Genomic DNA, 21,527 nt, shown 5'->3' with positions numbered 1-21,527 from the left:
GCCTATTTAAGCAAGTTGATTCTGCTAGAGACTAAATATCATACGTTGATCTGCACCTATGCGGCGCGAATCGACTAATTGTAGCTCAGGAATTTGTTCCATACTTTGATAGTCATTCAGTTGTAATAAATTACGCCCGTGACTACCTAAAATTTTCATTGCTTGATAAAGGTAGAGTTCATCAGCAAGCTTTGCATCTAACACGCTACCCGCAAGGGATGCGCCTGATTCAATCAAAACTGAGTTGCATTGTTTACCTAAGTAAGTAAATAACGCATGTAAATCAACGCGTCCATCTTCATTTGCGGCAATAGTGATACAACTAACATGATTGTTAAATTTTTCTCTTACTTCTGCGGCATAGTCGACACAAGAAACCAACAGGATAGGCGATGGGATATCAAATAATTTGAATTCACTTGTTAGCCTTGCGCGGCTATCTAAAATCACCCTAAGAGGTTGTTGTAGATCTGCGGCCGAAACTGAGTTTTTCAAGCTGCCAAGTTGTTCATAACGCACATTCAATGAGGGGTCATCAGCCAATACCGTTTCAACGCCTGTCACTAAGGCACAATGACGAGCGCGAAGCTTTTGAACATCAGCGCGCGCATCAGGTCCAGTGATCCATTTGGAAACACCATTTGAAAGCGCTGTTTTACCATCAATACTGGCTGCCAGTTTAATCGTAACTCTAGGCAGACCCGTGGTCATTTTCTTGGTGAAGCCTAAGTTTAATAGCTTAGCTTGCTCAGTTAGCAAACCTATGTCGACTTGAATGCCCGCTTCTTTTAATAAACGGATTCCATTGCCAGCCACTTGTGGGTTCGCATCCACTTCAGCAATCACAACCCGTTTAACCCCTGCCTCGATTAAGGCTAAAGCACAGGGCGGTGTTCGGCCATAATGACTGCACGGTTCAAGGGTGACATAAGCAGTAGCCGATGATAGTTTTGTTTGATTTTGCTTCGTCTGTACATCTTGAAGCGCATGAATTTCAGCATGTGGGCCACCCGCTTTAATATGGTACCCCTGACCAATAATGTGATCGTTTACAGCAATGACACAGCCAACATTTGGATTTGGACGCGTGGTATAGCGCCCTTTCTCTGCCAATGAAATGGCAAGGCTCATCATTTCAACATCAACTACTGACCACTGAGACATAGACACCTACTTGAAATAGCCGCAGCAAATGGCCTCTGCGGTATAAAAAATGGAAACAGGAATTACTTTTGTAATTTAGCGATGGCTTCGCCAAACTGTGAAACGTCTTCAAAGGCGCGATAAACAGACGCAAAACGTATGTACGCTACTTTATCTAATACCATCAATTGTTCCATCATCAGGTTGCCAATCATTGCAGAGTCAATCTCGCGCTCACCTGTACCACGTAAGGTAGATTTAATCTTAGATAGTGCTTGTTCAATTTGATCAATCGATACCGGACGTTTTTCAACCGCACGCAGCATACCGCCACGTAGCTTATCTTCATCAAACGGTTGACGGGTGCCATCTTGTTTAATGACCCGTGGCATGACTAATTCTGCACCTTCAAAGGTGGTAAAGCGTTCATGGCACAATGTACATTCCCGACGACGACGGACTTGATGGCCATCAGCCACAAGACGAGAATCAATCACTTTGGTATCTGTCGCGCTACAAAATGGGCAATGCATATTCGCTCCTGAAATAAAAATAAAATGGCCGTAAGCACAAAGTACTTACAGCCATTAAAGTTTATCCTATTTACTTTATAAGGTTAACCTTATCATTAAGATTATCCTACTTAGTTCATATGGATGATATGTCTAAGCTGATGTTGAAATGCTTGCTAATATTATTAAACAACATACAAGCATCTTTGCTAGACAAAAATGCAGCAGTACTCCTGTTAACAGCACCGCCTGTAAACAGTATTACCCGTAAACAGGATACTTGGCACATAACTCAAGCACTTGGTTTTTAACGCGCTCGATTGTACCTTCATTAGTGATGTCATCTAACACATCACACATCCAGTTAGTCAGCTCAACAGATTCAGTTTCAGTAAAACCACGACGGGTGATTGCTGGAGAACCAATACGTAAACCAGAAGTAACAAATGGTGAACGTGGGTCATTTGGTACTGAGTTTTTGTTAACAGTGATGTTAGCTTTACCTAGCGCAGCATCGGCATCTTTACCTGTCATATCTTTGCTGATTAGATCTAGCAAGAATAAGTGGTTGTCTGTACCACCAGAAACAACATCATAACCACGCTCAATGAAGGTTTTTGCCATCACTTTAGCATTCGCAACAACTTGCTCTTGGTAAGTGGTGAACTCAGGATCTAGTGCCTCTTTAAATGCAACCGCTTTAGCAGCAATAACGTGCATTAAAGGACCACCTTGGCCACCAGGGAATACTGCCGAATTTAACTTTTTGTAAATGTCTTCATCATTCACAGCTGAAAGGATCAAACCACCACGAGGACCAGCAAGCGTTTTATGAGTTGTCGTTGTAACAACGTGAGCGTGTGGCAGTGGATTCGGGTAGATACCTGCAGCAACAAGACCAGCAACGTGCGCCATATCGACAAATAAGTAAGCACCTACTTTGTCAGCGATTTCGCGGAATTTACCCCAATCGATAATCCCTGAGTAAGCAGAAAAACCAGCAATGATCATTTTTGGTTTATGTTCAACGGCTAAACGTTCAACTTCAGCGTAATCAATCTTACCTGTGGTTTCATCGATACCGTACTGAACAGCATTATATAACTTGCCAGAAAAGCTAACGTGGGAACCATGAGTCAAGTGACCGCCATGGGCTAAACTCATACCTAAAACAGTATCACCGCCTTGAAGCAGTGCCATGAAAACAGCTGAGTTTGCTTGAGAACCAGAATGTGGTTGTACGTTAGCGTATGTAGCGCCGAATAATTCTTTTGCACGAGAAATAGCTAACTCTTCAGCAATATCCACATGCTCACAACCACCGTAATAACGCTTACCAGGGTAACCTTCTGCATACTTGTTAGTTAGCTGTGAACCTTGAGCTTCAAGAACACGTGGGCTGGTATAGTTTTCTGATGCGATTAATTCAATGTGCTCTTCTTGGCGACGAGTCTCATCTTCAATTGCTGCAAATAGTTGTGGATCATAATCTGCGATATTCATAGCTTTCTTTAGCATTGCTCACTCCAGCTGTTAATTCTTATAGTAGGGTTTCGCGGTATTCTACTCTGCTCTGCGTCACAATCCCAGTATTTACAACATGAATTTCTTTACTCGATACCATTATTTAAATTAATCCAAAATTTGAGTTCACCGAAAAATAAAGTAGAATTATCATCATCATTGGTCACCAAAGAACCTTAAAAATGGCTCAATTTGTCTATAGTATGCTGCGGGTAGGAAAGATTGTTCCGCCTAAGAAACAAATCCTTAAAGATATTTCCCTTAGTTTTTTTCCTGGCGCCAAGATTGGTGTACTGGGTTTAAACGGTTCAGGTAAATCTACTCTGCTTAGAATCATGGCAGGGTTAGATACTGAAATCGAAGGTGAAGCTCGCCCGATGCAAGATTTAAAAATCGGCTACCTTCCTCAAGAACCTAAGCTGGATGAATCTCAAACCGTCCGTGAGGCTATCGAAGAAGCCGTAAGCGAAGCTAAAAATGCCCTTACACGTTTAGATGAAGTGTATGCACTTTATGCTGAACCAGATGCCGATTTTGATGCGCTTGCAAAAGAGCAAGGGCAGCTTGAAGCAATTATTCAATCTCAAGATGCTCATAATCTTGATGTGGTATTAGATAGAGCAGCCAATGCACTGCGTCTGCCTGATTGGGATGAAAAAATCGAAGTACTTTCGGGTGGTGAACGTCGCCGTGTCGCGATTTGTCGCTTACTGCTTGAAAAGCCAGACATGTTGTTACTCGATGAACCAACCAACCACTTGGATGCTGAATCAGTCGCTTGGCTTGAACGTTTCTTACAAGACTATACTGGCACCGTTGTGGCTATTACCCATGATAGATATTTCTTGGATAATGCTGCAGGTTGGATTTTAGAACTCGACCGTGGTGAAGGTATTCCTTGGGAGGGTAACTACTCATCTTGGTTAGAGCAAAAAGATGCTCGTCTACAGCAAGAATCTTCCACAGAAAGTGCTCGCCAAAAAACCATTCAAAAAGAATTAGAATGGGTACGCCAAGGTTCAAAAGGTCGTCAATCAAAAGGCAAAGCCCGTATGGCTCGCTTTGAAGAATTGAACACCAATGATTACCAAAAGCGAAACGAAACCAATGAGTTATTCATTCCACCTGGGCCACGTTTAGGTGATAAGGTTATTGAAGTAAATAACCTGACCAAATCATATGGTGACCGAGTATTGATTGATGACTTAACTTTCGCTGTTCCAAAAGGCGCGATTGTCGGTATCATCGGCGCCAACGGTGCAGGTAAATCGACACTATTCAAGATGATTTCAGGCGCAGAGCAACCGGATAGCGGCAGCATTGAAGTCGGCGAATCAGTGCAAATAGCCTCAGTTGAACAGTTCCGTGATTCAATGAATGATAAGAACACGGTTTGGCAAGAGATTTCAGACGGTCAAGATATCATGCGTATCAACAATACTGAGATCCCGAGTCGTGCATACGTAGGTCGCTTTAATTTCCGCGGCGGCGATCAACAAAAAATCATTGGCACTTTATCAGGCGGTGAGCGTAATCGTGTCCATCTTGCTAAATTACTGCAAGCTGGCGGCAACGTATTATTACTCGATGAACCAACCAATGACTTGGACGTTGAAACACTGCGTGCATTAGAAGAAGCCCTTTTAGAGTTCCCTGGTTGTGCCATGGTTATTTCACATGACCGTTGGTTCTTAGACAGAATCGCAACCCATATTCTTGATTACCGCGATGAAGGACAAGTTAACTTCTATGAAGGTAACTACACTGAATATACAGCTTGGTTAAAAGAACACTTAGGTACCGAAGCCATTGAGCCTCATCGCCTGAAGTACAAGCGCATCGCTAAATAAGGCATCACAAAAAGTGTGCAATTTAATTGTTGTAAATTGAGTTGTTCATACGATATTAAAGCCCCATGTAATAATGCTCTCTCACTCGAGGTATTGTTAAACTGGGGCTTTTCTATGTTTAGCACAAAAATCAGGCTGTAGCGGCTAAAAATATAAGTTCAAATAAGGCAATGTCATAAAAATGACTTTTGGCGTTAAGTTAACATTTTAGCTGCAACCACTCATTAACCTCATGTTTTAGACCTTGAACTCACTCCTATCATGCTCAAGCTATAAACTATTCTCATCTTGTATGATAAAAATAAAATATAATCAACATTAATAGTTACTTAAGTAACATTAAAAGGTAACGACCAGCATCAAGCGAGTGCGGTAACTGATTCATCTTGCTAAACAGTTTGAGGGGGTTGTAAAAAAGCGTCAAAAATCCACAATCTATTTGTAAAGACAAATTAACTTAAGTACTATAAAATTATTGACGGATCACCTAACTGTTGACCAATTGTTATAGCGTAAGCTATACACCAAAAAATCAATTAAAAATGGAGGAATCAGTGAGATATAGTCAAATTACTTTTATTTTATTATGTTTTTATGCAAGTAGCTCATTTGGTTTAGAGATCATTTCTAGTAGTGAGACGCAAAAACTTCAAGAAATTGAGCAAAAGTATAATATTGATAGTTTACTTATTTCTGCGAACGATAAATTATCGACTCATAAGAAGAAAGAATCTGATTATCATGCATTGAGCGTTGAAATTAAGAGTAAGCAAACAGAATATGAGCATTTAGTTTCTAAATTGCCAACAAGAGTTTTATCTCGCGCTAATCTCGATTCCTTTTATAAAGAGCTCGAAACTTTAGTCCTTAAAGTCGATCAACTTGAAACTAAGTATGATATTGATGGCAAGTCTCTAAAACGAGAGTACAAATCAATCATGGCTGAGTACGATATCATCAACAGTACTCGTACTAATAAAGACGAACAGCTAGCCGCACTCAAAAGTGAAATAACCAAACGTGTTATTGCAGATGTCTCTAAGCCAGATACTGTGCAATCTGTCGATTTAGATGGTTCAACTTTATGTTCTAAGTTTCAATCTATTAATGATTGCTTAAAAGACTCAGAAAACTACATTGTGACCAATACAATTAAAACCGACCCGTTTTTAAATGAACGAAGTGTGCTGTTGTCCTACGATGTTGTTGATGCCAGCATGAATATGAGTGGCAATTTAAATTACAAAATTAAAATGGCATTCAAACCATCTTATAACAGTAAAATCGACTCATTAATCAATGAACAACTTGGGCTCAAATCTGCCATGATAACCTTGGTCAGTAATGTTGCAGCCGATTGGTTTATAGATGGGGTTAAAATTGGTACTGGTCGTGAACTGTTTCATGAAGTGCCATTAGGCCAACATGGTATTTTAGCGTCTTATCATTCTGAAGATAAATCCAGTGTTGAGTTTATTCAGGGCAACGGTGTGTTTAGCTATAACTTTAATAGCAATTCTCATAATAGTGACATGGTTACTTTGCCGGATAACGAGCATAAAAAGCAAACCATGAAGATGAAGCCAAAGCAGCCTAGCTTAGTTAACAATCAAGCTAACGCTACTGTAAATAAACCTAAGAAAACCCTACAAGACAAAGGGTATGAATACTTCATGGGAATTGAACCAACAACGACAGAGCAAAATAAAAGCTTTGATTCAACGTCTTCTGAGAAACTGTAAAAACCAGTTACTAGCATCAAGCCACCTTATCTAAAAGGTGGCTTTTTTATTGGAACAGAATAAATTACCCAATACCTTTCAAACACGACTTATTGACTAACAAAAAGATTCAACTGTATATCTTTGGTAACAAGTAAGATCGGCAAACAACATTTAAGATCATTTTGATAAACACTTATGTTATCAGCATGTTTCCTTACAATCTTATATGTTTAGCTTTACATTCCTTTACCCTTATATGACTTTTTTTCATTAAAATAGACCCTAATTCAGCAATCGGTCTGTTGATCTTTCTTAGAGTCAAAAAATGAAAAAACTGGCATTTCTTATCATAGTAAGCAGTCTTATCGCTGCTGTTGTGTCTTTTAGTGGTTTATCTCAAGCAGATAAAGCCAAGCCTCATGCAAAGGGAAAAGCCCAAAAAACTATTCCTGTTGTGACAGGTATTGTCGATCAACATGAACTATCACAATCACTGTCGTTAATTGGCAAACTTGATGCTGAACAATCTGTTTTTATTTCTTCTCAAGTTGCCGGAAAAATTAGTGACATTTTGATAAAACCCGATCAAGACATTCAAGCTGGACAAGTGATGGTTCAGCTAGACGATTCAAAAGCCAAAGCAGCAACAGCTGAAGCTGCCGCTTATCTTGCTGATGAAAAAAGAAAGTTAAAGGAATTCCTTAAACTCATTTCAAGCAATGCCATTACTCAAACCGAAATTGATGCTCAACGTGCCAGTGTTGATATTGCTGCGGCAAGATTGGCTGCAGCCCAAGCTGATTTAGATTACCACTCACTTAATGCCCCATTTTCAGGCTCTGCAGGCTTAATCGATTTTAGCGTTGGCAAGATGATTTCTGTCGGTACCGAATTACTGTCTTTTGACAACCTTTCAACCATGAGACTCGACTTACAAGTTCCTGAGCATTACTTATCATTATTATCTAATGGTATGAAAGTGTCAGCACAAAGCCGTGCATGGCCATCTCATGAGTTTAACGGTGAAATAGTCGCAATTGATTCGCGTATTAATCAAGACACCTTAAACTTACGTGTGCGAGTAGAATTTGCTAATCCAGATAACAAGTTAAAACCAGGCATGATGATGGCCGCCACGCTTAGCTTCCCTGCGGTTTCTGAACCTGTCATCCCAGTTCAAGCCATTGAATACTCTGGCACCAAAAGATTTGTGTATCTTGTTGATAGCCAAAACATTGCTAAGCGCACTGAAGTCAATCTCGGCGCCCGTATTGATAATGAAGTCCTGATCTCTGAAGGGTTAAGCGTCGGTGATATTGTTGTCGTTCAAGGTTTAGTTAATATGCGTGATGGCGTCTCAGTAGACGTATTAGAGCAACAAGGTACTGCGGAAAAGCTAGCCCATGAAGAAGATGATTCAATTGTTGATTCAGACATGCATCCAGAAAATGGATCAATCTTAGGATCTTTGAGTAACCCAACAGCTGAAGTTCAACAGGAGAAAAGTTAATGTGGCTTTCTGATGTGTCAGTTAAACGCCCTGTTGTTGCGATTGTTCTGAGTTTGCTATTAGGGGTATTTGGCCTTGTTTCACTGTCAAAATTATCAGTGAGAGAAATGCCAGATGTCGAAAGCCCTGTCGTTACAGTCATGACCACATATAGCGGTGCTTCGGCAACGATTATGGAAAGCCAGATCACCACTACCATTGAGGATGAACTTACCGGTATCAGTGGCGTTGATGAAATTGAATCTGTCACCCGCAACGGTATGTCACGTATTACAGTGACCTTTTTATTAGGCTGGGATTTAACTGAAGGCGTCAGTGATGTACGTGACGCTGTTGCGCGCGCTCAACGCCGATTACCTGATGAAGCAGACGATCCTGTCGTATCAAAAGATAATGGCTCAGGGGAGCCGTCTATTTACGTCAACTTGAGTTCATCCACCATGGATAGAACTCAGCTGACGGATTACTCACAGCGAGTACTAGAAGATCGCTTTAATTTAATTACAGGTGTGAGCTCAATTTCATTATCAGGTGGCTTATACAAAGTTATGTACGTACAGCTAAAACCTGAGCTAATGGCGGGTCGTAATGTTTCGGCCAATGATATCGTCTCAGCACTTAATACTGAAAACGTAGAAACCCCAGGTGGTGAAGTACGTAACGACACCACTGTAATGACAGTAAGAACGGCAAGGCTTTATAACAGCCCAGACGATTTTGAATATTTAGTGGTTCGCACTGCCGGTGACGGTACGCCTATTTACTTAAAAGATGTTGCAGATGTATTTATTGGTGCAGAGAACGAAAACTCAACGTTTAAAAGTGATGGTGTCACTAACATCAGTTTAGGCATTATTGCTCAGTCTGATGCTAACCCGCTTGATGTAGCCAAATTAGTCCATAAAGAAGTGGATAGAATCCAAGACTTTTTACCTGATGGCACAGCTTTAGTTGTCGATTACGACTCCACCATTTTTATCTCTCGCTCAATTGATGAAGTTTATAACACGCTTATTATCACCGCCATTTTAGTGATTTTAGTGTTATATATTTTCATTGGCCAAGTACGTGCGACCTTAATCCCAGCTGTAACAGTGCCAGTGTCACTTATTTCAGCTTTTATCGCGGCAAATACCTTCGGTTTTTCTATTAACTTATTAACCTTAATGGCCTTAATATTATCCATTGGTTTAGTCGTAGATGACGCCATCGTCGTCGTCGAGAATATTTTCCATCATATTGAAAAAGGCGAACCGCCAATTTTAGCTGCCTACAAAGGCGCGCGCGAAGTTGGGTTCGCAGTCATGGCAACCACTGCTGTACTAGTAATGGTATTTCTACCTATTTCCTTTATGGAGGGCATGGTCGGGTTACTATTTACTGAGTTTTCGGTAATGCTGGCCGTATCAGTGCTATTTTCCTCGCTTATCGCCCTCACCTTAACCCCTGTACTTGGCAGTAAATTACTTAAAGCCAATGTTAAACCTAACCGTTTTAACCTTTGGGTTGATGGAGTATTTGATAAGCTTGAGCAGCAATACCGCGCTATCGTTTCAAAGGCAGTTCAATACCGTTTCGCGGCGCCTGTTGTGATTATTGCCTGTCTTGTAGGTAGTGGCTGGTTATTGAATCAAGTTCCAGCTCAACTTGCCCCACAAGAAGACCGTGGAGTGATTTTTGCCTTCATCAAAGGCGCTGAAGGCACCAGTTATAATCGCATGGCTGCCAATATGGACATTGTAGAGCAAAGATTAATGCCGATGCTGGGTAATGGTCTTATTAAGTCATTCAGTACTCAGGCGCCCGCTTTTGGTGGTCGTGCTGGTGACCAAACGGGCTTTGTCATTATTCAATTAGAAGAATGGAAAGATCGCTCTATCAATGCCCAACAGGCACTCGGTATTGTAGCTAAGTCTCTTGAAGGCATTCCCGATGTGATGGTTCGCCCTATGCTGCCTGGTTTTAGAGGTAAATCTAGCGAGCCAGTTCAATTTGTTTTAGGTGGTTCTGACTACAACGAACTATTTGACTGGGCACAAAAACTGCAACTTGAGGCCGACTTAAGCCCAATATTAGAAGGTGCAGATCTTGACTATGCAGAAACAACACCTGAGTTATTGGTCACCGTTGATCGTGAACGTGCAGCAGAGCTTGGCGTCAGTGTTACAGAGGTATCTGACACCTTGGAAATCATGCTAGGTGGCCGCAGTGAAACGACCTTTATTGAGCGTGGTGAAGAATATGATGTTTATCTTCGCGGTGATGAAAACAGTTTTAACAGCGTCGCTGATTTAAGTCAGATATATATGCGCACAGCAACAGGCCAGCTGATCACCTTAGATACCATTACTCAAATTGACGAAGTCGCTTCAGCACAAAAATTAAGTCATCTTAATAAGCAAAAATCGATCACTCTAAAAGCAAACTTGGGCGCTGGACATACTTTAGGTGAAGCATTAGATTTTCTTGACGCTAAAGCCATTGAAATGCTGCCAAGTGATATCACAGTGTCATATACCGGTGAATCAAAAGACTTTAAAGAAAACCAAAGCAGCATCTTTATTGTATTCGGCTTAGCCTTGTTAGTCGCTTATTTAGTTCTTGCTGCGCAATTTGAGAGCTTTATTAACCCATTAGTGGTTATGTTTACCGTACCAATGGGAATATTTGGTGGATTCTTAGGCTTATACCTAACTGGACAAGGCCTTAATATTTACAGCCAAATCGGCATGATTATGTTGATTGGTATGGTGACTAAGAATGGTATCTTGATTGTTGAGTTTGCCAACCAGCTTAGAGACAAAGGTCTTGAATTAGAGCAAGCTATTATTGATGCTTCAGCTAGACGTTTAAGACCTATTCTAATGACCGCATTTACCACCCTTATTGGTGCAATCCCATTGATTATGTCAACAGGTGCAGGGTCAGAAAGTCGAATTGCAGTCGGTACAGTAGTGTTCTTTGGAATGGCATTTGCTACTCTAGTGACCTTATTAGTGATCCCTGCCATGTATCGATTGATATCTGGTGCGACTCACTCTCCAGGGTTTGTTGAACAACAACTCAATGATGCTATTGAACTTCAAAAGCAAAAAAGCACGTAGTGAATTTTTGGTTTGCTACCGACGACATCCGAGCAATCCCTGACTAGTCAGCATTTATAACGGAATAACAGGTGTAATAATGGAAAAAATCGCGGTATTTGTTGATGTACAAAACATCTATTACACCTGTAAACAGGCTTATGGTCGCTCGTTTAATTATCGTGCGCTTTTTAAAATGCTGAGCCAACAAGCTCAAGTAGAGCATGCTTTTGCTTATGCCATCGCCCCAGCAGATGATGGCCAAGTCAAATTTCAAGATGCACTGAGGCACATTGGTTTTGAGGTTAAACTTAAACCTTATATTCAACGCAGTGACGGCAGTGCAAAAGGCGATTGGGATGTCGGGATAACCATCGACGTTTTAGATTATGCTGAGCACGTTGATAAGGTCATTCTGCTTTCAGGTGACGGTGACTTTGATTTATTGATGGCAAAGGTAGCGCAGAAATATGCTTGCGATACACAGGTGATCAGTGTCGCTGCTCTTACAGCGAAATCATTGCTGGATGTGATAGGCAGTCATATCCCTATCGAATCAAACTTATTGCTCTAGTTTTCTGTTAGTTAATTTCAGGTTTAATTTGCATGATATGAGTCCAAACATTGAAGATATATTGCTTAAGCTATTGAATAGTATTTAAATCATCATTAAAAATTTAACTATAAAATATTTCTTTTAAAATCAGATATTAACATCACGTTAACAAAGCGAGTTCGAACAAACTCATCTGCTATACAGGATTCCATAGAGCATTTTTTTATGTAACAATTACGTAATAGTAATCACCCTAAATAGCAGAGAAGTTGATGTTTCTACGGGCAAGCACCCTACATAGCTTTATCATTGCTATTTGTGTCAATTTCGGCATATTTTCACTAGCCTACGCTGAGCAATTCCAGCTTGAAACCCTCAATGTAAGTGATGGCTTACTTTCCTCTAGTATTACTACTATTCACCAACAACAAAGCGGTTATATGTGGTTTGGCACTGACAGTGGTGCAAGCCGATACGATGGTATCAACTTCACTCATTTTCAGTTTTCGCCTAATGAAAAGAATCACATTTCAAACAACTATGTCACCGATATTTATGAAGATAAAGCCGGCAATATTTGGATCGGTACTGAAGATGGACTCAATCAGCTAACACCTACTAATGAAATGGTTTTGCACAATATGCAGACCAGTCAAAATAATCTTGGATCTAGTTGGGTAACGCGAATATATGAAGATAAGCATGACAATATCTGGATAGGTACAGGTGCAGGAATTAGTTTATATAATTCGCAAACAAACACCTTCACAGGTTTTTCACTTTTTGACGAAGATGGTCAGCAATACGATACTTCCATTTACAGTATTTTTAGTGATTACAAAGATACACTGTGGGTTGCTACAGACTATGGACTCACGACAGTCAACATGGACACCCAGCGGTTAGATATAGTCACATCTTCAGATCCTGATACCAATAAGATTATGACAGGATCAATCAATGCCGTTGAAGTGATATCTGACGAGCAAGTTTGGTTAGGAACTTATCAACAAGGTTTAATCGATTTCAACCCCAAAACCATGGAAGTGGTTGCCTATGTAATCGATGAAAATAACCCTTCTATCGATCAAATTATATCAAATACGATATATGACCTCACCCTTGAAAATGACAATACCCTTTGGCTAGCCCATGACAAAGGCGCTACAAAAGTCACATTAGACACAATGAGCTATACCCACCTACAACATCAAGCCTATAACCCTAGTTCTATTGCAGATAATATTGTCGGTGAATTGCAGATTGATCAATCAGGCGGCATTTGGTTCGCCACAGCAATGGGGGCATCGTACTACTCCCCGTTTAAGCATGGCACTCGAATTTTTAGACCCCACCCATTTTCACCTGAATTATCTAGCCCTTTCACTTATTGGATTAATACCGATAAAAGCAAAGATGTCTGGGTAACAACATCAGAAAAAATAAATCTCATCAGCGATAAAACAGAAGCGATAAAATTAAACCCAATTGAAGACGCATCAATTTCGTCGCCATACAGTGCAATTAAAGACGATAAAGAAAATCTCTGGATTGCCAGTGCAAATGGTTTGTCGGTATTTAATACACTTAATGAAACCTTAACCCACTATAGTAACGCGCTAGATAATCCTCATGACTTCCCTAATAGCCCTTTCTATTTGGCGTTGCCTGATAATAACGGCGATGTTTGGATCACGGGTTACTTAGATGTGGGGCTAATCCTGTTTAATCCTCAAGAAGGAATTAAACAGCAACTACTGACAGAACATGATTTCTCTTATGCCGCAGGAGGCAACTTCACTTTTGATAAGCAATTTATCCATAATGGCGAATTATGGTTAGCAACAACCAATGCCATTTACAGAGTGAATCCTGAGACTTTCGAGGTTAAGCATTTATCGCTTGGCTCAGAAACAGAAAACATAAGAACCGTTAAACTTTATCAAGATGAAAATAACCATATTTGGGTTGCCACCCAAGGGTTGGGTCTCGCACGTATCGAAATGGGAGAAATGTGGCAAGATCCTGTTGAAATTAAATACTTCAATAAAGAGCAAGGGTTTACCAGCAACACCTTAAGAGGAGTTACCGGTAATCGAGATGGTTTTGTCTGGGTTACTTCGCAATCCAAATTCGCCAAAATGAATATTGATACCTTTGAAGTAACACAGTACCCAAGTGCGACTAACGAAAAAGGCAGCTCATTTACTGATTCTGCGATAGCGATGAAAAACGATAATTTATACCTAGGCTCTAATAATGGCCTGTATAAAATTAACACTAAAGCCATCAAAAGTAATCGCTTCAAACCCAAAGTCCATATCACTTCTGCGCTGATTGCCAATGAACAGTTTTTAGGCCCTAACAGCAACCAAAAAATCGGTGATGTTCAATTAGACTATGAACAAAATATTGTCCAATTCTCCTTTGCATCAATGGACTTTACCGCCCCGTACAGGAATCAATATCGTTATCGATTATTGGGTTTTGATGACGAATGGATCTATGCAGGCAGTCATACCTCAGCGACTTACACCAACCTTAATGCAGGTCTCTATTCTTTTGTTGCCCAAGGCAGTAATAGTGATGGTCGCTGGAGTCCAAATGTCGCTTCGTTTGATTTTAAGGTCAAACAAGCTTGGTGGTTCTACGCCATTATTATCTTAATCATTATTTGTGCTTTCCTCGCGATTCTTTATCTATATACCCGTTATCAAAAAATTACCGAACTCAGTAATCGAGCCAACTTTGACAGTTTAACTGGCCTATCAAATCGTTTTCGTTTTAATGCCAAACTCGAATTAACAGTCAATGATATACAAAAACCTGCGGCAGTCGTGTTCATTGACTTAGATTATTTTAAAGAAGTGAATGATACTATGGGCCATGATATTGGCGATGAGTTGATTATTGAAGTCAGTAAACGTTTATCAAACACCCTTAAAGAAGAGGATTTACTGGCAAGATTAGGCGGGGATGAATTTGCTATCATTATTCAACATCCTGGCACTCAAGCTAAACTCATCAATATTATTGAGCAGATCCGCTCCAGCATTAATACAGGTTATCAAATAAAGGAACACTGGATAACGAGCTCAGCAAGCATAGGGGTCGCCTGCTTCCCTGAAGATGGCGTTGACTGTAAAACATTGTTAAAACATGCAGACACAGCCATGTACGCCGCTAAACATGCTGGCCGCAATGGCGCTTATTTTTTCAATGAGTCGTTATCACAAGCACTACTTGAAAAAACCACCATTAAGCAGCAATTAAAAAATGCTCTCATCAATAAGCAATTTCAAGTTCACTATCAACCTAAGGTCAATATGGTTAATGGTGAAGTCTGTTCGTTTGAGGCTTTATTAAGATGGTATCACCCAACGGAAGGGCTCATATCACCAGTGAAGTTTATCCCTGAAGCTGAAAGCAATGGCCAAATTATTGAAATTGGCTATTGGGTACTTCTACAAGCGTGCACGGATGGGCAAAAATGGCATCAACAAGGATTATTAAAAGATAATATTTCAGTCAATATATCGCCAATACAACTCTCTCAACCTGATATTTGTGAGCATATCGCCGAAATTTTAGCTCAAACGGGGTTTCCAGCTGAAAAACTCGAATTAGAAATAACCGAGTCCTTATTGATTGAAAACTTCGACACCGCTGAAGTCGTGCTTAAGCAACTCAAGAAACTCAACGTACGAATTGCTTTAGATGACTTTGGCACAGGGTTTTCATCATTAAATTACCTTACCCATTTCCCGATAGATACCTTAAAAATTGATCAGGGTTTTCTCAAAAATTTATTAGACAACCAAGCGACTGAAATAGTATTAAAAAATATCATTCAATTAGGTATTGAGCTTAATATGAATATTGTCGCAGAAGGTATTGAAGCAGACTTGCAAAGAGCCAAGCTTATTGAATTAGGCTGCCTGACTGGTCAGGGATATTTATTTAGCCCTGCGGTAACCGAGCCAACAGCTAGCGAAATCCTCGTCAATAGACGCAGCCTTAACTAAGTCATCTAAACTAAATCACCTAAACTCGCGGCTGTGGTCTGATGAGGTTGAATGACAACAATCCTTATTAATTAGCGCTATAGAAACCGACTCAAATAAGCGACAATAGGATTAATAAATTCTGACATTACAATGATGATGACTCAAAAAACAATTGAATACAGCCCTACCTTCCATTTCCCTGTGCAAATATATTACGAAGATACTGACTTTTCAGGGGTGGTATATCATCCCAACTTCTTAAAGTATTTTGAACGGGCCAGAGAACATGTCATTGGCGCTAATGTGCTCAATATTTTATGGCAAGAGCAGCAACTAGGGTTTGCAGTTTATCGAACAGATATGCTTTGCCATGATGGGGTTGAGTTTGCGGATATTATCGATGTCAGAACTAAATATTACTTTGAAAGTAAATACCGCACTGTGTGGCAGCAAGAGATTTGGCGCCCTAATGCGAAGAAGCCTGCGGTGACAGCAACCATTGAAATGGTTTGCATGAATCAGCAGCGTCAAATGGCACCAATGCCAATCAAGTTAATTGAACAACTCACTGAAAAGTTTAGCTAAAATTAAGATAAATTACGCTAAATGACGTTAATAACTTTGATGATATAAGCTCAATAAATCGATTAATGGGTGATTGGAGCTGTCACAAAAGGTTTTTGAATGAGCTGCGAGAAACGCAGCTCTAATTCAGAGGCAATAAGAGGTTTACTCACATACTCACCTTGAATGGTATCAGTACCAAATTCAATCAAGGTATCAAAAACATCTTTGGTTTCAACCCCTTCTACCGTCACATCAAAGCCAAGGCTTTTAGCTAAATCAATACTTGTTTTAACGATTTTGTTCGCTTGTAAATCACAATTAAAATCATCTAAGAAAGCTTTATCAATTTTAACTTCATCGATGGGTAAATGACGTAAGTAAGCTAATGAAGAGTGGCCAGTACCAAAGTCATCAATAGCAATTTTAACCCCTAATTCTCTAATTTCTTTTAGCGTCTCAATGGTTCGAGCTAAATCAAGCATCAAGGCACTTTCAGTAATTTCAATCATCAAGTTCTCTGCTGGCACCTTATACTGCATCAGCAAATTGCTTATATCGATGGGTAAGTGTTGATTCTCTAAATCTTTGGTCGATAGGTTAACAGCGACTTTTATATTAATCCCTTGCTGCAGCCATTTAACTTGTTGCTGAAGTACCTGCTCTAATGCCCACTGACTGATTAAGTTGATCACGCCTGTATGCTCAGCTAGTGGGATAAATTCCGTTGGTGAAATATTACCTAAACCTTCATGTTCCCAACGAATTAACGCTTCAACTTGCGAGCATTTTCCCGTGCTAATGTCGAGTTTAGGCTGATAAACCATATGGAGCTGGTTCTGCTTTAAACTTTTAGGGAGACTATTAATGATCATTAATTCGCGATACTGCGCTTTATCATCATCTTGATTATAAAAGGCAATGTCTTGGTGGCTAATTTTGGCTTTTTTTAGTGCTAAATCTAATCTTCGAAGCATCAAGCTCACATCCGCATGGTGCTCATGTAACTCAAGTACGCCTAACTGAACTTTAATGCTAATGGGTGTTTGCTCGATCTCAAACGACTTTTGTAGATGCTGTTTGACGTAGTTTAATTCAGAAATGGAAATGGCTTTAGGATAAAACAGTAAAAACTCATTACCGTTCATACGCGAGACAAACTGAGGGGGGTTAGGTAACAGCTTAATTCTTCTGGCAAAAGATTTCAGTAACTGGTCACCAAAAATAAAGCCGAATAAATCATTCACAAACCGAAACTGCTGGATATCCACCAGCACTAACATCCCTTCTGTCGCTGGCATTTTGGCAAACATTTTTCGTTTAAAGCCAACCCGATTCGATAGACCCGTCAGCTTGTCTCGCTCAAGAGTAATAGGATTACTTTGCTGAAACAGATTCAGGTTACGTACTAGAGGTTTAAATGCTCTTGGGGTATGTTTGAAATTTAATGGTGAATGGTCAGCAGAATTAGATTCTAAGGTTTGCGTTAATTCAGCAATAAACTTTCCTTGCTGAAAATAACCGCCTAACACAACTCCAAATAACAGAATAAGTGCAATAAAAAGCACAATGATAATTTCAATGCTTAACACAATTTACCGCTCCTTATATAAGTTATTGTTAATAGTCGAGTGTATCGCTTTTAACTAACACACGTAATCGCTTATTTATTGATAGCTTTGCTTAATGGAATGATAAACTTCTAAAAACTCATCACTCTCTAAATCTTCTGGCGTCACAGGTAGCCCACGAGTTGTGAAAATAGCTAAACGCTGCTCAAGTTCCACCCCTGCTCTTAATTCACCAGTGTAATATGCCGCTGAGCGAATAAAGTCTAAGTAAGTCACATTCTCTGGCATGTAATGTAAATCAGCCCAACGCTCTACGACCTCCATTACCTCTGGGGCAAAATCCCATGTTTTTAAAATTGCACGCCCTATAGGTCCTTGCATTTTACGCACTAACCCACGTAATTGTTCAATACTGGTAAATGCATCAGGCTTGGATTCAGCTTCCGACAACACAGGTAACGCACCAATATTATGAACAAGGCCAGCAAGTGTTAACGTTTCAGGATCTAACTTCTTAGTTGGATTGCGCTTATTATAAATCGCTAACATTGCCCCTGAAGACGCGGTCACCTCGATAGAGGTTTGCCATACTTCATCCATCACTTCCCAGACCATTTCATTGGTTGAGATAAATAACTGCTCAAGTGCCACAGAAGTCACGATAGATTTAATTTGTATCAAACCAATTCTATTCACGGCTGCACTGATATTTTCAGCTTTGTTACCTCGGCTATATAAGGCGCTGTTAGCTACTTTAATAATACGAGCTGAAATAGCAGCATCTTGGCCAATAATATCGCCAACTTGCTTCAAACTTGACTCTGGCTGCGCTACAACTTCCTGCACCCGCATGGCCACTTCAGGCAGTGTTGGAAGCACAAGAGCGTCATCTTTAAGCTTCTTTAATAGCCCGACCAGTAGTTGGTGTTCCGTTGTCATGCATACCGCCTGTAGTTTTTTTGTTATTGCTTTGTGTGGAGTATATCAGCTATGTAATTTATTAGAATAAAGAAAAAGCACTAATCTTTATAATGCTTGTCAATTGTTTAGCCTTCCTTAATTTAGACAAACCCCACAATCACAGAGGAATTATTTGCATTAACCAACCATACTTAAGTAAAATGCCGCCCCCCGCGCTATGCGTGAATTTCCATCAAATTGAGAGTGATTATGTTTAGACCAGAGCTATTGTCTCCAGCAGGAACATTAAAGAACATGCGTTACGCCTTTGCCTATGGTGCAGATGCGGTTTATGCAGGTCAACCTCGCTATAGCTTACGCGTTAGAAACAATGACTTTAAAATGGAAAACCTCGCGATGGGGATCCAAGAAGCGCATGCATTAAATAAAAAGCTATATGTAGTGAGTAACATTGCTCCACATAATGCAAAGCTAAAAACCTATATCCGCGATATGGCACCAGTGATAGATATGAAACCCGATGCGGTCATCATGTCAGACCCAGGTCTTATCATGATGGTTCGTGAAGCCTTCCCAGATCAAACCGTGCATTTATCTGTTCAAGCCAATGCGATTAACTGGGCGTCAGTTAAATTCTGGCAGCAGCAAGGTATTAAGCGCGTTATTTTATCTCGTGAACTCTCTCTTGATGAAATTGAAGAGATTCGTCAGCAATGTCCTGATATTGAATTAGAAGTCTTCGTTCATGGTGCCTTATGTATGGCTTATTCAGGCCGCTGCCTATTGTCAGGTTACATCAATAAGCGCGATCCTAATCAAGGAACATGCACCAACGCGTGTCGCTGGAAATATGATGTCCATGAAGCTAAGCAAACTGAGACTGGCGATATTATTGCGGTTAACCCGCAAGGTATTGTCGATCAAAATGGTGTGCAAATAGAAACGCCGACGTTAGGCGCTGGCCAGCCTTCTGATGAAGTAGTACTGCTACAAGAGCCAGGTCGCCCAGGCGAATACATGCCCGCTTATGAAGATGAGCATGGTACATACATCATGAACTCAAAAGATCTTCGTGCGATCCAACATGTTGAACGTCTAACTAAAATGGGCGTTGATTCATTGAAAATTGAAGGCCGTACCAAGTCATTTTATTATGTGGCACGTACTGCTCAGCTTTATCGTCAAGCAATTGAAGATGCGGTTTCAGGTAAAGATTTTGACCGCACGCTAATGCATAACCTTGAAGGATTAGCGCACCGTGGTTACACCGAAGGCTTCTTGCGTCGTCACGTTCATGATGAGTATCAAAACTACGACTACGGTTACTCTATTAGTGACACACAGCAATTTGTTGGCGAGTTTACCGGAAAACGCAATGAAGCCGGTGCAGCTGAAATTGATGTTAAAAATAAATTCTTAGTCGGTGACAGTGTTGAAGTAATGACACCACAAGGTAATTTAACCTTAACCATTTCAGAATTAACCAACCGTAAAGGTGAGTCTGTTGAAGCGGGTCTAGGTTCTGGTCACTTCGTATTTTTAGCCGTGCCGGACGAAGTAGAATTAGATAAAGCAATTTTGATGCGTAATCTTCCTCAAGGGCAAGATTCTCGTAACCCGCATCAAGCGTCAGCACCTACAGAGTAATTATCATGGCCTTATTAATTGACGACAGCTGTATTAATTGCGACATGTGTGAGCCAGAGTGCCCAAATGAAGCCATTACTATGGGTGAAGAAATATATGAGATAGACCCTGCGCTTTGTACCGAATGTGTAGGGCATTATGACAAGCCGACTTGTATTTCGGTTTGTCCGATTGATTGTATTGATCCTGATCCTGCTCATGCAGAAACGCCGGAAGAGCTTAAATATAAGTACCAAGTCATTACAGGTAAGGTTTAACTTAAACTCGCTCAATTAATCTTGACGGCGAAACAATTTCTCCAGCATTAGATACAAAAAAAGGCGCTTAGATAGCGCCTTTTTTATTGCTCAAATTTTATCATTTATCATTTATCGATTGGTTCGTTTTATGCAGTTGCAGTGTTGCTGCCATCAGAATAGCTTTGCAAGGTTTGCAAAGTAATGGCTAATTTTTCAATGCTTACTCTCACAGGCTGAGGCAGGGCTTCTAACTCGATACCTAATAATAAGTTCTTCACTTCTAAGCCTAGCTCGGTATCGCCTTCAATCCGTAATTTGCGCTGAAAAAATAAGGTATCAGGATCTTCTTTGGCTGCTGCAACCAGTAATAACTCAGGAACATTAGCAGTAAATGTAACATCAGCCTTAGTTAATGAACGTAATAATAATTGGCCATCAAAACTGAGCTCAAAATGTAAGCCAATGTCTTGCACTGAAATCGCAACCCACTTTCCTTTTAAAAAGTCTAATTCGCCAAACTTAATTTGCTCAGATAACGTCAATGTTAGCAACTTAGCTAACACATCCATTTTGAGTTTTTCAGGAACAATTGATAATGATTGAGTGGCCACTTTGGGTGCTAAACCAAGTACATTTTTCGCGAGCTTACTTGAGAAACCGAGAGACATTAAAACTC

At 40.2% G+C, this 21,527-nt stretch carries 15 protein-coding genes; 9 read left to right on the top strand and 6 right to left on the bottom strand.

What is annotated here, in order from left to right; all coding sequences use genetic code 11:
* Positions 1–24: 24 nt before the first annotated feature.
* The 3 genes from ribD to glyA all read right to left on the bottom strand — a co-directional run bounded on the left by ribD (position 25) and on the right by glyA (position 3,173).
* On the bottom strand, positions 25–1,170 hold the full coding sequence (gene ribD / locus L2737_RS04720; protein ID WP_248954941.1) for a bifunctional diaminohydroxyphosphoribosylaminopyrimidine deaminase/5-amino-6-(5-phosphoribosylamino)uracil reductase RibD: 1,146 nt from the start codon (positions 1,168–1,170) through the stop codon (positions 25–27).
* A gap of 56 nt (positions 1,171–1,226) precedes the next feature.
* Positions 1,227–1,676, bottom strand: coding sequence for a transcriptional regulator NrdR (gene nrdR / locus L2737_RS04715; RefSeq protein WP_102526939.1), 450 nt, complete (start codon positions 1,674–1,676; stop codon positions 1,227–1,229).
* Positions 1,677–1,916: 240 nt separating this feature from the next.
* Entirely contained in the window at positions 1,917–3,173 is a 1,257-nt protein-coding gene (glyA, locus tag L2737_RS04710) for a serine hydroxymethyltransferase (RefSeq protein WP_102526938.1), read from the bottom strand.
* A gap of 188 nt (positions 3,174–3,361) precedes the next feature.
* Here glyA and ettA point away from each other — a divergent pair, with 188 nt between their 5' ends.
* The 7 genes from ettA (at position 3,362) to L2737_RS04675 (ending at position 16,494) form a co-directional block, all read left to right on the top strand.
* Complete coding sequence (gene ettA, locus L2737_RS04705; RefSeq protein WP_102526936.1) at positions 3,362–5,029, top strand: energy-dependent translational throttle protein EttA; 1,668 nt, start codon at positions 3,362–3,364, stop codon at positions 5,027–5,029.
* A gap of 554 nt (positions 5,030–5,583) precedes the next feature.
* On the top strand, positions 5,584–6,771 hold the full coding sequence (locus tag L2737_RS04700; RefSeq protein ID WP_248954940.1) for a hypothetical protein: 1,188 nt from the start codon (positions 5,584–5,586) through the stop codon (positions 6,769–6,771).
* A 307-nt stretch (positions 6,772–7,078) separates the two neighbouring features.
* Complete coding sequence (locus L2737_RS04695) at positions 7,079–8,263, top strand: efflux RND transporter periplasmic adaptor subunit (RefSeq protein WP_283108259.1); 1,185 nt, start codon at positions 7,079–7,081, stop codon at positions 8,261–8,263.
* Positions 8,263–11,367 carry a multidrug efflux RND transporter permease subunit gene (locus L2737_RS04690; RefSeq protein WP_248954939.1) on the top strand — a complete coding sequence of 1,035 codons (3,105 nt, stop codon included), beginning with the start codon at positions 8,263–8,265 and terminating at the stop codon, positions 11,365–11,367. The genes L2737_RS04695 and L2737_RS04690 overlap by 1 nt, the downstream gene beginning before the upstream one ends.
* A gap of 79 nt (positions 11,368–11,446) precedes the next feature.
* Entirely contained in the window at positions 11,447–11,920 is a 474-nt protein-coding gene (locus L2737_RS04685; RefSeq protein WP_248954938.1) for a LabA-like NYN domain-containing protein, read from the top strand.
* Between the two features lie 254 nt (positions 11,921–12,174).
* Positions 12,175–15,927, top strand: a complete 3,753-nt coding sequence (locus L2737_RS04680; RefSeq protein WP_248955112.1) for an EAL domain-containing protein — start codon at positions 12,175–12,177, stop codon at positions 15,925–15,927.
* A gap of 135 nt (positions 15,928–16,062) precedes the next feature.
* Positions 16,063–16,494 carry a thioesterase family protein gene (locus tag L2737_RS04675; protein ID WP_198589528.1) on the top strand — a complete coding sequence of 144 codons (432 nt, stop codon included), beginning with the start codon at positions 16,063–16,065 and terminating at the stop codon, positions 16,492–16,494.
* Between the two features lie 62 nt (positions 16,495–16,556).
* Here the strand turns inward: L2737_RS04675 and L2737_RS04670 are convergent, their stop codons facing one another.
* On the bottom strand, positions 16,557–18,065 hold the full coding sequence (locus L2737_RS04670; RefSeq protein ID WP_248954937.1) for a putative bifunctional diguanylate cyclase/phosphodiesterase: 1,509 nt from the start codon (positions 18,063–18,065) through the stop codon (positions 16,557–16,559).
* Positions 18,066–18,140: 75 nt separating this feature from the next.
* Positions 18,141–18,983 (bottom strand): HDOD domain-containing protein, encoded by an 843-nt coding sequence (locus tag L2737_RS04665; RefSeq protein WP_248954936.1) that lies wholly within the window; start codon positions 18,981–18,983, stop codon positions 18,141–18,143.
* 231 nt (positions 18,984–19,214) lie between these two features.
* Here L2737_RS04665 and trhP point away from each other — a divergent pair, with 231 nt between their 5' ends.
* On the top strand, positions 19,215–20,612 hold the full coding sequence (trhP, locus tag L2737_RS04660) for a prephenate-dependent tRNA uridine(34) hydroxylase TrhP (RefSeq protein ID WP_229368933.1): 1,398 nt from the start codon (positions 19,215–19,217) through the stop codon (positions 20,610–20,612).
* A gap of 5 nt (positions 20,613–20,617) precedes the next feature.
* Positions 20,618–20,869 carry a YfhL family 4Fe-4S dicluster ferredoxin gene (locus L2737_RS04655; protein ID WP_229368934.1) on the top strand — a complete coding sequence of 84 codons (252 nt, stop codon included), beginning with the start codon at positions 20,618–20,620 and terminating at the stop codon, positions 20,867–20,869.
* A gap of 128 nt (positions 20,870–20,997) precedes the next feature.
* Here L2737_RS04655 and ubiT read toward each other — a convergent pair whose 3' ends face one another.
* A complete protein-coding gene (gene ubiT / locus L2737_RS04650) occupies positions 20,998–21,519 on the bottom strand; it encodes a ubiquinone anaerobic biosynthesis accessory factor UbiT (RefSeq protein WP_229368935.1) in 522 nt (173 codons plus the stop codon).
* Between the last annotated feature and the right edge of the window lie 8 nt (positions 21,520–21,527).

Origin of the sequence: Shewanella electrodiphila (assembly GCF_023283985.1) — a bacterium.
Lineage (GTDB): Bacteria > Pseudomonadota > Gammaproteobacteria > Enterobacterales > Shewanellaceae > Shewanella > Shewanella electrodiphila.
The sequence above is the reverse complement of the archived record's forward strand: the minus strand, read 5'-3'. Positions and strand labels throughout refer to the sequence as shown.